This window comes from Pseudomonas sp. 11/12A (assembly GCF_000800055.1).
GTDB lineage: Bacteria > Pseudomonadota > Gammaproteobacteria > Pseudomonadales > Pseudomonadaceae > Aquipseudomonas > Aquipseudomonas mohnii.
In genome coordinates, this window is sequence record NZ_JUGV01000001.1 from 5,722,712 (window position 1) to 5,734,716 (window position 12,005).

A 12,005-nucleotide genomic window follows, 5' to 3' on the forward strand; every position below is an offset into this window, starting at 1 on the left:
GTTTTTTTATGGGCGTGATTCAGGCCGGCAGAAAACGTAACTGCCATGATTCCAGCCAAATGGGCGCTCAACGACCAGAATAATGGCACTTATGCGTTTGGCCCTATGCCCTCCAATTCTGGTGTATCCCACCGCTGGGCCTTGATCGCTTGGTAAAGCATTCTGATAGTCAGTGGGACTTTGTCGCCACGTCCCTTCGCCCTGCGCTTGAGGAAGAGCTCGACGAGTGAAGATTGGAGTCCCAATGAAAATCATTGTTGATGTGCGCCAGTGGCTGACTTTAGGGCAATGCCGATCAGACTCAATGGACTTTCATCTATTCAGTTGTGCCGGTTGTTTGATCGTTCTCACGTAGAAAGTGGGAACGATCTGTTCACTCGACTTTAGGCTGGCGCTTTCCAGTTGAGCAGGCGTTGCCGGGCGATGTCGAGCAGGTCGTTGCCGTCCTGGGTCAGCAGGTACAGCGCGCTGACGATATTGGGGATGTCGCTGGTGTCGGCCTCTTTGAAGCACAGGCAGTACAGGGTTTCCAACAGGTTGCTGGCGGCGCGGATGCGTTGGTGGGCGGCGTCGAGGATCTCGACCGGATCGGCTTCGGTGTCGATCACCAGTACCGGAGTATCGCTGTAGCGGGTTTTGAGCGGGCGATAGCGGTCGTTGAGTGATTCGGGGTTGTTCATCAAGGTCAGTCCTGTACGAAGTCGGCAAGTGTGCCCGGCAGGCCGAGACACTGTTTTCAGCCGCGCCGCAAACTATAGAAGGGCGTGAGGCGGTGCCACAAGACGGCTGAGATGGACAGGTTTTGTAGGGTCTTTACTGGCTTTTGAGGAAGAGACCTACGAGTGGGTAGCGGTTTTTTACCGCGTAACTGCCTGCGGTAAAAATTCCTGCGGAGTTGTCAGTCGCCGCGCCAAGAAACTCGGCAACGGGCGCTTCAGATTCTGTAGGGTGTTTCGAGTTTTGTGGTGAAGGGGCCCGACAGTCAACTGATGCCTGAAGCCTTGCATTGTCGTTCCACCATCCGCTGTATCATCCCGAATCGTTTTGCCCCCCGACCTTTTCTCGACTCGCTGCCATCGCCGACTAGGCTTTGCACTTCGCAGCGGTCAACGGAGTGACAGCTTATGCACAACACCCTGGAACAGGTTTTCGGTTATCCACAGTTTCGGCCCGGCCAGGAGGCGGCGGTCAGCGCGGTGCTGGCGGGGCGCTCGGCGGCCGCGATTTTCCCCACGGGCTCTGGCAAGTCCCTGTGCTATCAGCTTTCGGCCGTCTTGCTGCCGCACCTGACGCTGGTGGTCTCGCCGTTACTGGCGTTGATGCAGGATCAACTGGCGTTCCTGCAGCGCCACGGCATTGCCGCGGGCAGTATCGATTCGGCCCAGAGCCGCGATGACGCCAGCGATGTCATGGCCCGCGCCAAGTCCGGCGAGTTGAAAATTTTGATGATCTCGGTGGAGCGCCTGAAAAACGAGCGCTTTCGCAACTTCTTGCAGCAGGTGCCGATCTCGCTGCTGGTGGTGGACGAGGCGCATTGCATCTCGGAGTGGGGCCACAACTTCCGCCCCGACTACCTCAAGCTTCCCGACTATCAGCGCCAGTTCAACATTCCTCAGGTATTGCTCCTGACGGCGACAGCGACGCCCAAGGTGATCGCCGACATGCAGGCCAAATTCGCCATCGCCCCCGACGACGTGGTGACCACCGGTTTCTATCGGCCGAACCTCAATCTGCTGGTGGAACCGGTGCGCGGGCAGGACAAGCGCCGACGCCTTGTCGAGTGGATGAGCCAGCGTCCCGACCAGCCGAGCATCGTCTACGTCACCCTGCAGAAAACCGCCGAACAGATCGCCGAGCACCTGAGCCGCAACGGCATTCAGGCCGAGGCCTATCACGCCGGGTTGCCCCATGAACAACGCGAAGCGATCCAGAAGCGCTTCATGGGCGGGCAGTCCAATTGCATCGTCGCCACCATCGCGTTCGGCATGGGCATCGACAAGAGCGACATCCGCAACGTGGTGCATTTCGATCTGCCCAAATCCATCGAAAACTACAGCCAGGAAATCGGCCGTGCCGGGCGTGACGGACAGCCATCCGACTGTCTGGTCCTGGCCAACCGCGACAGCCTTAACGTGCTGGAAAACTTCGTCTATGGCGACACCCCGGAGCTGGACGGCATCCGCCGCGTGCTTGACGAAATGCAGGCTGCCGCGCCCGAGGGGCAATGGGAGTTTTTGCTGGGGCCTTTGGCGGATCAGAGCAACATTCGCCAACTGCCACTCAAGACCTTGCTGGTGCAACTGGAACTGCGTGGCCTGATCGCCCCGCGTTACGCCTACTACGCTGAATACCGATTCAAGTATTTGCTGGAGCCCGAGGCGTTGCTGACGCGTTTCGAGGGCGAGCGCAGGGATTTCGTCGAAGCGATCATCCAGACCTCCAGCCGCGCACGGACCTGGGCCACGGTGAATTTCGAGGCGCTGTATCAGCAGCATCAGGCCGAGCGCAGCCGGGTGGTCAAGGCGCTCGATTACTTCCAGGAGAAGGGTTGGGTCGAGCTGGAAAGCAAGCAGATGACCGAGGTCTACAGCCTGTTGCAAACCGGTTTCGATAGCGTCGCGTTGAGTGAAGAGCTGCACGGGTATTTCACCCGGCATGAACAAACCGAAATCGCGCGGATTCACGCCATGCTGGACCTGTTCGCTACCGAGCATTGCCTGGGCTATCGCCTGGCCGAGTATTTCGGCGACACCAACGCCCCCACGCAATGCGGACATTGCTCGGTGTGTCACGGGCAGGTGGCGCGATTGCCGGAGCCACCGCCATTGCCGGCGCTTGTGGATAAAAACTTCGAGGCCTTGTGTGGGGACTTTATCCACAGGCATCAACAGCACACGGGCGGCGTGCCATCGGCCGAGCGGGTGACGCGGTTTCTGTGCGGGATCAGCGTGCCGCTGTTCACCAAACTCAAGGCGCGGGCGATCTCGGGGTTTGCGGTGCTTGAGGATTATCCATACGCCGAGGTACGTGGGTGGGCTGAACAGCACCTGGCAAGCGCGGTGTCCCCTGACGATGCTTCGTGACACGGTTTTCGACGTAGACTGGCAGCCCGACTCCAGGAACCCACGCTGATGCCTCAACGCTCCGATTACCCGCATTTCCAACCCATCACCACGCGCTGGCACGACAACGATGCCTACGGGCACGTGAACAACGTGACCTACTACAGCTTCTTCGATACGGCGGTGAACACCTACCTGATTGAGGTCGGGGGGCTGGACATCCACGATGGCGAGGTGGTGGGCTTCGTGGTGAGCTCGGCCTGTGATTACTTTGCTTCCGTCGCTTTCCCGGACCGCATCGAGATCGGTTTGCGGGTAGGCAAGTTGGGCAACAGTTCGGTGCAGTATGAGTTGGCAGTGTTCAAGGCCGGGGAGGATGAAGCCTGTGCGGCGGGGCGCTTCGTGCACGTGTTTGTGGATCGTGCGTCAAATCAGCCGGTGGCGATTCCCGGGCAGTTGCGCGCAGCGCTGGAGCGCCTGGTGGTTTAGACGGGCAAAAAAAATCGCAGCCCGTGGGCTGCGATTTTTTGAAGTACCGGCTGACGAGGCGATCCAGGCCTCAGTCGCGATAGTACCTGTGGTGCTTGCGATGACCGTAGGCATGGCCGCGACCAGGGTGGCCGTCACGGTAGTAACGACGATCATCATGGCCACGATAGGAGCGACGATCGTCTTCCTCGTTGCTCTTGTTGCCCATGTAGTTACCCAGCGCGCCACCCGCGCCGCCGCCTGCTGCGGAGCCGATCAGGCTGCCGGTGGTGCCGCCCATGCTGCGGCCGACCACGTTACCGCCTGCTGCGCCCAGCGCACCACCAATGGCGGCTTCACCACGGCTGTGTTTGTTTGCGCCGACTGCGCTACCACCCGCGCCACCCAGGGCCGCGCCAATGGTGGAACCCGTATTGCCGCCTAACGACTGACCGACGACTGAGCCCAGAACCCCGCCCAATGCGCCGCCCACACCTGCTTCGGTGGTGCCGCCAGCGGAGGCGAAGCCACTGACCAGGCCAAGGGACAACAAGAGAATCGAGGAGAACTTCATAGAGGAACCTCAAGGGGATGACGGCGCGATCCTGAGGCTGTGTCATAAGTGTGACAATCGAAATCCGACGAGTAACACGACTTGCGCACATTTCTATAAGTTGCTGTTTTTTCGGCGGAACTTAACGGTTTTTGGCCGGTCTGTTGCTACTTGGCAAAGGCCGTTTTTACGCAAAAACGGCCTTTTTTGTGGGCGATTGTAAAGTGTCGAATCATCTCATCATGTGTTGCCATGTCGGACGCCATCGCGGGCAAGCCTCGCTCCCACAGTATTTGAGTCGTACATGGGAAATGCATGCAACTCAAACCCTGTGGGAGCGTGGCTTGCCCGCGATGGGGCTCGACCTGCCGTCGCTTAAGCCGACCTGGCCATGATCAACCCGGTCTCGCTCGCCGCTTCCAGGCGGATGGCGACGAACTTCGAGGTTGGCGTATGGCTGCCATCCCCGGTGCTTTCCAGCGGCACCAACGGGTTTACTTCCGGATAGTAGGCCGCCGCCTGCCCGGCCGGGATATCAAACGCCAGCAGCGTGAAGCCTTTCACCCGACGCTCCAGGCCGTCATCCCAGATCGATACGATGTCCGCCTTCTGCCCGGGCTTGAAGCCCAGGCGAATGATGTCGGCTTCGTTGACGAACAACACGTCACGCTGGCCTTTCACCCCGCGATAGCGGTCATTGAGCCCGTAGATCGTGGTGTTGTACTGATCGTGGGAGCGCATCGATTGCAGGATCAGGTCCGGCCGTACGCCGGTGGCGCGGGTGCGCTCGTGCACCAGGTCCTTGGGCAAAACGTTCGGGCGGAAGTTGGCCCGGCCTGACGGGGTGTTCCACTTGCGCGCACCGGCGCTGTTGCCGAGGTAGAACCCCCCTGGATTCTTGATTTTCTCGTTGAAGTCCTTGAAGCCGGGGATGGTGTCGGCAATCAGGTCGCGGATGCGCCTGTAGTCGGCCACCAGCCAGTTCCAGCCCACCGGGTAGTTGCCCAGTGTGGCTGCCGCGATGCCGGCCAAAATAGCCGGCTCCGAACGCATCTGGTTCGACAGCGGCTCCAATTGGCCGTTGGAGGCGTGGACCATGCTGAACGAGTCTTCGACGGTCACCGCTTGGGGGCCTTCGGTTTGTCGGTCGATATCGGTCCGGCCCAGGCACGGCAAGATCAGCGCGTCCTTGCCGTGGGCCAGATGGCTGCGATTGAGCTTGGTGCTGATTTGTACGGTCAGGTCACAATTGCTCAGGGCCTGGAAGGTCCTTGGGCTGTCGGGGGTGGCTTGAGCGAAGTTGCCGCCCAGCGCCATGAATACTTTGGCGCGGCCTTCAGCCATGGCGTGAATCGCCTCGACCACGTTGTGACCGTTTTCACGTGGCACTTTGAATGGGAAACGACGCTCCAGCGCATCGAGGAACGCCACCGGCGGGCGCTCGTTGATGCCCATGGTCCGATCGCCCTGCACGTTACTGTGGCCACGCACCGGGCACAGGCCCGCGCCCGGACGCCCGATGTTGCCGCGCAGCAGCATCAGGTTGGCGATTTCCTGGATGGTCGCCACCGAATGGCGATGCTGGGTGATGCCCATGGCCCAGCACATGATGACGTTCTTGCCTTTGGCGTACATGCGCGCGGCTTGCTCGATTTCCACCAGGGGCAGGCCGGATTGCTCGACGATCTGCTCCCACGGGGTATCGTCAATGACGGCCAGGTAATCCAGCACGTTGACGCTGTGTTCGTTGAGGAAATCGTGATCGAACACGGCAGGCTCACCCGCCTTCTGCGCGTCGCGCTCCCACTGCAACAGGAACTTGGCCATGCCCCGCATGATCGCCATGTCGCCGCCCAGTGCCGGGCGGAAGTACGCGGTGTTGGTCGGCTTGTCGCCGTTGGTGAGCATTTCGATCGGGTGTTGCGGGTGCTGGAAGCGTTCCAGGCCCCGTTCTTTGAGCGGGTTGATACACACCACTTGAGCGCCACGTTTCACCGCATCGCGCAGCGGTTCGAGCATCCGTGGATGGTTGGTGCCGGGGTTCTGGCCCCAGACGAAAATGGCATCGGCGTGCTCAAAGTCATCGAAGGTCACAGTGCCCTTGCCGACACCAACGCTCTGCGCCAACGCGACACCACTGGCCTCGTGGCACATGTTCGAGCAGTCGGGGAAGTTGTTGGTGCCGTAGGCGCGCACAAACAATTGATAGAGAAAAGCCGCTTCGTTGCTGGCCCGTCCCGAGGTGTAGAACTCGGCTTGATCCGGGCTCGACAGCCCGCGCAGATGCTTGGCGATCAGGGCAAAGGCATCGTCCCAGCTGATGGGTTGGTAGCGATCGGTCTCGGCGTTGTAGCGCAACGGCTCAGTCAGGCGGCCCTGATATTCAAGCCAGTAGTCGCTCTGCTCCAGCAACGAGGTGACGCTGTGTCTGGCGAAGAATTTGCCGTCGACACGCCGTTTGGTCGCTTCCCAGTTCACCGCTTTGGCACCGTTCTCGCAGAACGCCACCATGCCGCCTTCCAGCGAATCGCCCCAGGCGCAACCGGGGCAATCGAAGCCGCCGTTCTTGTTGGTCTTGAGCATCATGCGCAGGTTTTTCAGCGCGTTGTCGCTGGTCAACCAGGCTTGGGCGACGCTAATCAGCGCGCCCCAACCACCGGCCGGACCTTTGTAGGGTTTGTAGCGAGGAACGGGTGTCTGGTCGGCTTGACGGTGTTGACTCACGCTTGATTCTCCAAAGCCGGGCTGTAAACCCGTGGCGCATTCTTTTGTGGCAAATGGATGAGATTGAGGTTGTGGCGACGGGCCCATTGCACGGCAAGGCCTGTGGGTGAAGACAGGCTGACCAGGGTCTGGATGCCGGCGCGCAGCACTTTCTGGATTAATTCGAGGCTGCAACGGCTGGTGACAATCGCCAGTCCGCCGCTGATCGGGATATTGCGACGGATCAGGCCGCCAATCAGTTTGTCGAGGGCGTTGTGCCGGCCGATGTCTTCGCGACCCAGCAACAATTGGCCCTGATCGTTCATGAACACCGCGGCGTGCACCGCACCGCAATACTGGCCCAGCGGCTGGAACTCACCGATGCGCTGGCGCAGGCCGTCGAGCCATTCGGCGGGCGGCAACGGTGCGCCGGGCAGCACCTGCAGGTCCGGCAACGCCTGTTCGACCGCTTCCACGCCGCAGAGCCCGCAACCGCTGGTGCCGGCCAGTTGCCGGCGCTGTTGCTTGAGGTTCCAGAACGCGCGGTTGGCAATGGTCACTTGCGCGTATTGCGCCGAACCCGAGCCGCTGAGTTGCAGGTCATAAATCTCGCCAGCGTCCTGGATGATGCCGCTGCCAAGACTGAAGCCGACGACGAAGTCTTCAAGATCGGTCGGTGTCACCAGCATGACCGCCTGGCTGATGCCGTTGTAGGCAATCGCCAGCGCGACTTCTTCGGCCAACGCTGTGCTGGCCGATTCAGAGTATTGAAGGTTGCTGTAGCTGTAAGTCTGGCTGGCAGCGGGCTCGGGCGTTTTGGAGGCGGGCGCCGAGCAGTCAGGGCGCTTGGCGTTCATGGCATCACCGACGATTTGATCAGCTTTAAGACTAGGCGCGACAACATGTCACGTCTAATTGCTATTACTGATCCACCGATAGATGGCGTCGATCAAGCCTTCGCTAGCGATTGTTGCAGGATCGCAAAACACGCTTCCGCCAGCGCTGAGCGTGGGGCGCTGCGCCGCATGATCAACCCCAGTCGGGCCAGGGTCTGGGCATCGTCGATGGGGTGCAGGCGCAGATGGTCGGTGAGTTGTTCAAAACCGCCATCGAGCGGCATCACGGCACAGCACAGACCCCCGTGCACTGCCTGTAACAATTGATGCACCGCGTCGGTTTGCAGCAACGGTTGCGGCGTCAGGCCACGGATGTGGAAGTTGTGGTCGATGGACTGGCGAAAGTGCATGCCACTGGTGAGCATGCCCAGCGGCAGTTCGATCAACGATTCCCAAGTCAGTGGCGACTCGCCAAAGGAGAAAAAACGCTGATCGTAAAGCAGGCCCATGCGCGCTTCGCTGAACGTCAGCGACTCGAAGCGTTCGCTGTCCAGGCGTTCCAGGTAAGAGACGCCGATATCCAGTCGATTATTCGCCAGTTGTTCGAGGATCTGCTCGGAGCTCAACGCCGACAGTTCGAAGCGCAGGTTCGGGTGTTGCGTGTGCAGGCGTTGCAGCAGCGGCAGTGGATCGAAACTCGACAACGGCACCACGCCCAGGCGCAACGTACCGACCAGGTTGCCGCGACAGGCGGCGGCCTCGGCGTACAGGCCATCGTAGGCGGCCAGAACCGTGCGCGCCCAGGCCAGCACCCGCTCGCCGGGCGCGGTGAAGCCTTCGAAGCGCTGACCGCGATTGACCAGCGGCAAGTCGAGTTCTTCTTCGAGGTTGCGCAGGCGCATGGACAGGGTCGGCTGAGTGATGTGGCAGCGCGCGGCGGCCTGGCCGAAGTGGCGTGTTTCGTCGAGAGCGATGAGGAATTTCAGTTGTTTGATGTCCATCTTCGCTCCAGGGCGGCTCCAGGGGGGTGAGCAAGTACGGATTCTATCGCCAGGGGGAAGCGGCGTCATTGGTCGGGTTGGATCCACAAGCCACAGGGATGGTCTAGGCTTTTGCGTCTGAACATCTAATTCCCATGGAGAGCACCTGATGAGCCTGTTCAGTTTTCTAAAAGAAGCCGGTGAAAAAATCCTCGATGCGCTGACGCCGGACAAGGCTGAGGCCAACAGTGAAGCGTTGACCAAGCACGTGCAAAGCGCGCTGACGGGGATCGACACGTCGAAGATTCAGGTGAAGGTCGAGGGCGATAAAGTCATTGCCAGCGGCGAAGCGAATACGCAGGAAGAGAAGGAAAAAATCCTCCTGGCGCTGGGCAACGTGGCGGGTGTCAGCGGCGTTGAAGACCAGATTACCGTGACCGGGCCCGTCGTGGTGGCGGCCAAGTTTGTCGTGGTCGAGAAGGGTGACACGCTGAGCGCCATCTCCCTGCGCGTGTATGGCAACGCCAACCTGTACAACAAAATCTTCGAAGCGAACAAACCGATGCTCAAGGATGTGAACAAGATCTATCCGGGGCAGTCGTTGCGGATTCCCGAGTAAGGCTTTAGCCCGTGTGATGGCCATCGCGGGCAAGCCACGCTCCCACAGGTTATACGCAATCTTGTGGGAGCGTGGCTTGCCCGCGATGCCGGTGCTTCGGTCTCAGAGGCCTTCGATAAGCACCCGATAATCCTCCACCGCCGCAAACTCTGCCGTGTCCTTCGGCCCCTTTCGACTGTCCGGCTCTTTCACCGCCAGCAAATGCGCCACACCAAATTCCCGCGCACTGCGCAGGATCGGCAGGGTGTCGTCGATGAACAGGCTGCGTGCCGGGTCGAAGTCGATGTCGGCCTGTAACGCCTCCCAGAACTGCGGGTTTTCCTTGGGGAAACCGTAGTCGTGGGAGCTGATCAAGCGTTCGAAGTAGGGCGCCAGTTCGATTCTTTCGAGTTTCAATGACAGGGAGTCGCGGTGGGCATTGGTGATCAGTACCACCCGTTTACCCGCCCGTTTGATCGCCGCCAGGAAGGTGTCCGCATCCGGGCGCAGGGCGATCAGGTGCGCGGTTTCCAGTTTCAATTCGCGCACTGGCAGCTTGAGTTCGGCACTCCAGAAATCCAGGCAGTACCACTGCAACAGACCGGCATTGCGTTCGAACAGCGGTTGCAGTTCCAGCTCGGCCATGGCCCGGCTGACCCCGTGCAAGTCGGCATAACGCTGGGGCAGGTGCTCCAGCCAGAAATGGTTGTCGAAGTGCAAATCCAGCAGCGTGCCGTCCATGTCCAGCAGAACGGTGTCGATGTCGTGCCAGGGCAGCAGGGGCATAAAAAACTTCTCCAGCGGTAAAAAAGGTATCCGAAGACAACAATCAGGATAGGCCGGGTATAGTAACCCGCTATTGCCCAGGAGCCGCTCATGCGCCAGAAACCCACCGTCCTCGCCCGCGAGATCGTCGCCACCAGCCGTTTGTTCTGTGTCGAAGAACTGAAGCTGCGCTTTTCCAACGGCGTGGAGCGCACTTATGAGCGATTGGTCGGCAAGGGCGCCGGGTATGGCGCGGTGATGGTCGTGGCGATGCTCGACGCCGAGCATGCGGTGCTGGTCGAAGAGTATTGCGGCACCGATGCCTACGAACTGTCACTGCCCAAAGGCTTGATCGAGCCGGGTGAAGACGTGCTGGCGGCGGCCGAGCGGGAGCTCAAGGAGGAGGCTGGTTTTGGTGCCCGGCAATTGGAGCATCTGACCGAGTTGTCATTGTCGCCTGGCTACATGAGCCAGAAAATCCAGGTGGTACTGGCCACGGACCTCTATGAAGAACGTCTGGAGGGTGACGAGCCGGAGCCGATGGGCCAGAGCAAGGTCAACCTGCGCGAGCTGTCCACTCTGGTGCAGAACCCGCAGTTCACTGAGGGGCGAGCCTTGGCGGCGCTGTACCTGGCCCGTGACTTGCTGACTCAACGCGGAGTGTTCCTGCCATGAATTTCCCTCATCCATTGATGGCGCCGGTGGTCGAACTCGCGTTGCAGGCGGGCGAAGCGATCCTGCCGTTCTGGCGCACAGGCACGGCGGTGACGACCAAGGCCGACGACTCTCCGGTGACCGCCGCCGACCTGGCTGCCCATCACTTGATCCTGGCCGGCCTGACGGCACTCGATCCGAGCATCCCGGTGCTGTCCGAAGAGGACGCCAACATCCCCCGGAGCGTGCGCGCCGGGTGGCAGCGCTGGTGGTTGGTAGACCCTTTGGATGGGACCAAAGAGTTCATTTCCGGCAGTGAAGAGTTCACGGTCAACATCGCCCTGATCGAGCAGGGCCGTGTGGTGTTTGGCGTGGTGTCGATGCCGACCAATGGGCGCTTTTACGTGGGCGGTGCCGGATGGGGGGCTTGGCGTGGTGACAGGGGCGAAGCGCCGCTGCCGATTCAGGTTCGCGAAGTGCCGCCGGCGGGTGCCCCGTTCACAGTGGTCGCCAGCCGTCGCCATTCCAGCCCTGAGCAAGAACGTTTGCTGGCCGGGTTGAGCGCCAGTCTGGGTGAGTTGGAACTGGCCAATATCGGCAGTTCATTGAAATTTTGTCTGTTGGCCGAAGGGGCGGCGGATTGTTATCCGCGCCTGGCACCCACTTCGCAGTGGGACACGGCCGCAGCGCAAGGCGTGCTGGAAGGGGCGGGTGGCGAGGTGCTGGAGCTGAGCGGTGCGCCTTTCAGCTATCCGGCCCGGGAATCGTTGTTGAATGAGTTCTTTTTGGCACTGCCGGCGAAGGCGGCGTGGCGGGAGAAATTGCTCGAGCTGGCCCGCTCCTGACGTTTTCTTAGATCTGTGGCGAGGGAGCAAGCGCCCTCGCCACAGGGTTTTGCATCGTCCTCACGTTCAGCGGTGCAGCACGTACTGCCCGGTGAACGTCACGGCATCTTCCTCGCTTCCCGCATTCACGACCCGGGTATGCAGTGTCAAACGCGCCCGGCCGTAACGCTGGTACATGGTCAGGAATTTCTTCCACACCGCTGCACTCGGCGCCTGGCAAATGGCGTTCGCATCGCCGGTCACAGGGAGCGGGTAGCTGATCTGCCCTTCCTGAATCACGATGTGCCCGTCTTCAATCCCTTCTTCTTTCAGGCGCAAATGCAGCCAGCCCCAGCCGGCCAGTACCGCGCCGCAATACAGACTGCCGCCGAACATGGTGCTCTTGTGGTTGACGTTGGCGTCCAGCGGCAAATACAAGCGCAGCTGCTGATCGTGCCAGTCGAGCACTTTGAGGCCCATGTCCCGCGTGAGGGGGATGTCGTGATGGAGGACGGTTTCCAGGTAACGACTGTCGCGGTTCATGCGGGGCCTCATGTTTGAA

The 12,005-nt window shown here is 60.6% G+C and carries 12 protein-coding genes and 1 pseudogene; 5 read left to right on the forward strand and 8 right to left on the reverse strand.

Annotation, left to right across the window (positions count from 1 at the left end):
- Positions 1-89: 89 nt before the first annotated feature.
- Positions 90-221: pseudogene (locus GQ39_RS33890) on the reverse strand (DUF1493 family protein); the annotation flags it as partial.
- Between the two features lie 162 nt (positions 222-383).
- Positions 384-680: a hypothetical protein gene (locus GQ39_RS26300; RefSeq protein ID WP_047536244.1), complete on the reverse strand. Its 297-nt coding sequence runs from the start codon at positions 678-680 to the stop codon at positions 384-386.
- Positions 681-1,124: 444 nt separating this feature from the next.
- Here GQ39_RS26300 and GQ39_RS26305 point away from each other — a divergent pair, with 444 nt between their 5' ends.
- Both GQ39_RS26305 and GQ39_RS26310 read left to right on the forward strand, forming a co-directional pair.
- Entirely contained in the window at positions 1,125-3,083 is a 1,959-nt protein-coding gene (locus GQ39_RS26305) for a RecQ family ATP-dependent DNA helicase (RefSeq protein WP_047536246.1), read from the forward strand.
- Positions 3,084-3,131: 48 nt separating this feature from the next.
- A complete protein-coding gene (locus GQ39_RS26310; protein WP_047536247.1) occupies positions 3,132-3,551 on the forward strand; it encodes an acyl-CoA thioesterase in 420 nt (139 codons plus the stop codon).
- 70 nt (positions 3,552-3,621) lie between these two features.
- Here the strand turns inward: GQ39_RS26310 and GQ39_RS26315 are convergent, their stop codons facing one another.
- From GQ39_RS26315 to GQ39_RS26330, 4 genes are all read right to left on the reverse strand, one after another.
- A complete protein-coding gene (locus GQ39_RS26315) occupies positions 3,622-4,104 on the reverse strand; it encodes a glycine zipper domain-containing protein (RefSeq protein ID WP_047536248.1) in 483 nt (160 codons plus the stop codon).
- 354 nt (positions 4,105-4,458) lie between these two features.
- A complete protein-coding gene (locus GQ39_RS26320) occupies positions 4,459-6,807 on the reverse strand; it encodes an FdhF/YdeP family oxidoreductase (RefSeq protein ID WP_047536249.1) in 2,349 nt (782 codons plus the stop codon).
- Complete coding sequence (gene fdhD, locus GQ39_RS26325) at positions 6,804-7,643, reverse strand: formate dehydrogenase accessory sulfurtransferase FdhD (protein WP_047536250.1); 840 nt, start codon at positions 7,641-7,643, stop codon at positions 6,804-6,806. The genes GQ39_RS26320 and fdhD overlap by 4 nt, the downstream gene beginning before the upstream one ends.
- 92 nt (positions 7,644-7,735) lie before the next feature.
- Positions 7,736-8,623: a LysR family transcriptional regulator gene (locus GQ39_RS26330; protein ID WP_047536251.1), complete on the reverse strand. Its 888-nt coding sequence runs from the start codon at positions 8,621-8,623 to the stop codon at positions 7,736-7,738.
- 148 nt (positions 8,624-8,771) lie between these two features.
- Between GQ39_RS26330 and lysM the strand changes: the two genes are divergently transcribed.
- Positions 8,772-9,221, forward strand: a complete 450-nt coding sequence (gene lysM / locus GQ39_RS26335) for a peptidoglycan-binding protein LysM (RefSeq protein ID WP_047536253.1) — start codon at positions 8,772-8,774, stop codon at positions 9,219-9,221.
- A gap of 102 nt (positions 9,222-9,323) precedes the next feature.
- Here lysM and yrfG read toward each other — a convergent pair whose 3' ends face one another.
- A complete protein-coding gene (gene yrfG, locus GQ39_RS26340; protein WP_047536254.1) occupies positions 9,324-9,986 on the reverse strand; it encodes a GMP/IMP nucleotidase in 663 nt (220 codons plus the stop codon).
- A gap of 90 nt (positions 9,987-10,076) precedes the next feature.
- On the opposite strand from yrfG, the gene nudE reads away from it, so the two are divergent.
- A complete protein-coding gene (gene nudE, locus GQ39_RS26345; protein WP_047536256.1) occupies positions 10,077-10,640 on the forward strand; it encodes an ADP compounds hydrolase NudE in 564 nt (187 codons plus the stop codon).
- On the forward strand, positions 10,637-11,464 hold the full coding sequence (cysQ, locus tag GQ39_RS26350; RefSeq protein ID WP_047536258.1) for a 3'(2'),5'-bisphosphate nucleotidase CysQ: 828 nt from the start codon (positions 10,637-10,639) through the stop codon (positions 11,462-11,464). Before nudE ends, cysQ begins: the two co-directional genes overlap by 4 nt.
- 66 nt (positions 11,465-11,530) lie before the next feature.
- Here the strand turns inward: cysQ and GQ39_RS26355 are convergent, their stop codons facing one another.
- Positions 11,531-11,986, reverse strand: coding sequence for a YiiD C-terminal domain-containing protein (locus GQ39_RS26355; protein WP_047536259.1), 456 nt, complete (start codon positions 11,984-11,986; stop codon positions 11,531-11,533).
- Positions 11,987-12,005 lie beyond the last annotated feature (19 nt).

Coding starts and splice junctions, on each gene's coding strand:
- GQ39_RS26300 (WP_047536244.1), bottom strand. CDS start 680: ATGAACAACCCCGAATCACTCAACGACCGCTATCGCCCGCTCAAAACC.
- GQ39_RS26305 (WP_047536246.1), top strand. CDS start 1,125: ATGCACAACACCCTGGAACAGGTTTTCGGTTATCCACAGTTTCGGCCC.
- GQ39_RS26310 (WP_047536247.1), top strand. CDS start 3,132: ATGCCTCAACGCTCCGATTACCCGCATTTCCAACCCATCACCACGCGC.
- GQ39_RS26315 (WP_047536248.1), bottom strand. CDS start 4,104: ATGAAGTTCTCCTCGATTCTCTTGTTGTCCCTTGGCCTGGTCAGTGGC.
- fdhD (WP_047536250.1), bottom strand. CDS start 7,643: ATGAACGCCAAGCGCCCTGACTGCTCGGCGCCCGCCTCCAAAACGCCC.
- GQ39_RS26330 (WP_047536251.1), bottom strand. CDS start 8,623: ATGGACATCAAACAACTGAAATTCCTCATCGCTCTCGACGAAACACGC.
- lysM (WP_047536253.1), top strand. CDS start 8,772: ATGAGCCTGTTCAGTTTTCTAAAAGAAGCCGGTGAAAAAATCCTCGAT.
- yrfG (WP_047536254.1), bottom strand. CDS start 9,986: ATGCCCCTGCTGCCCTGGCACGACATCGACACCGTTCTGCTGGACATG.
- nudE (WP_047536256.1), top strand. CDS start 10,077: ATGCGCCAGAAACCCACCGTCCTCGCCCGCGAGATCGTCGCCACCAGC.
- cysQ (WP_047536258.1), top strand. CDS start 10,637: ATGAATTTCCCTCATCCATTGATGGCGCCGGTGGTCGAACTCGCGTTG.
- GQ39_RS26355 (WP_047536259.1), bottom strand. CDS start 11,986: ATGAACCGCGACAGTCGTTACCTGGAAACCGTCCTCCATCACGACATC.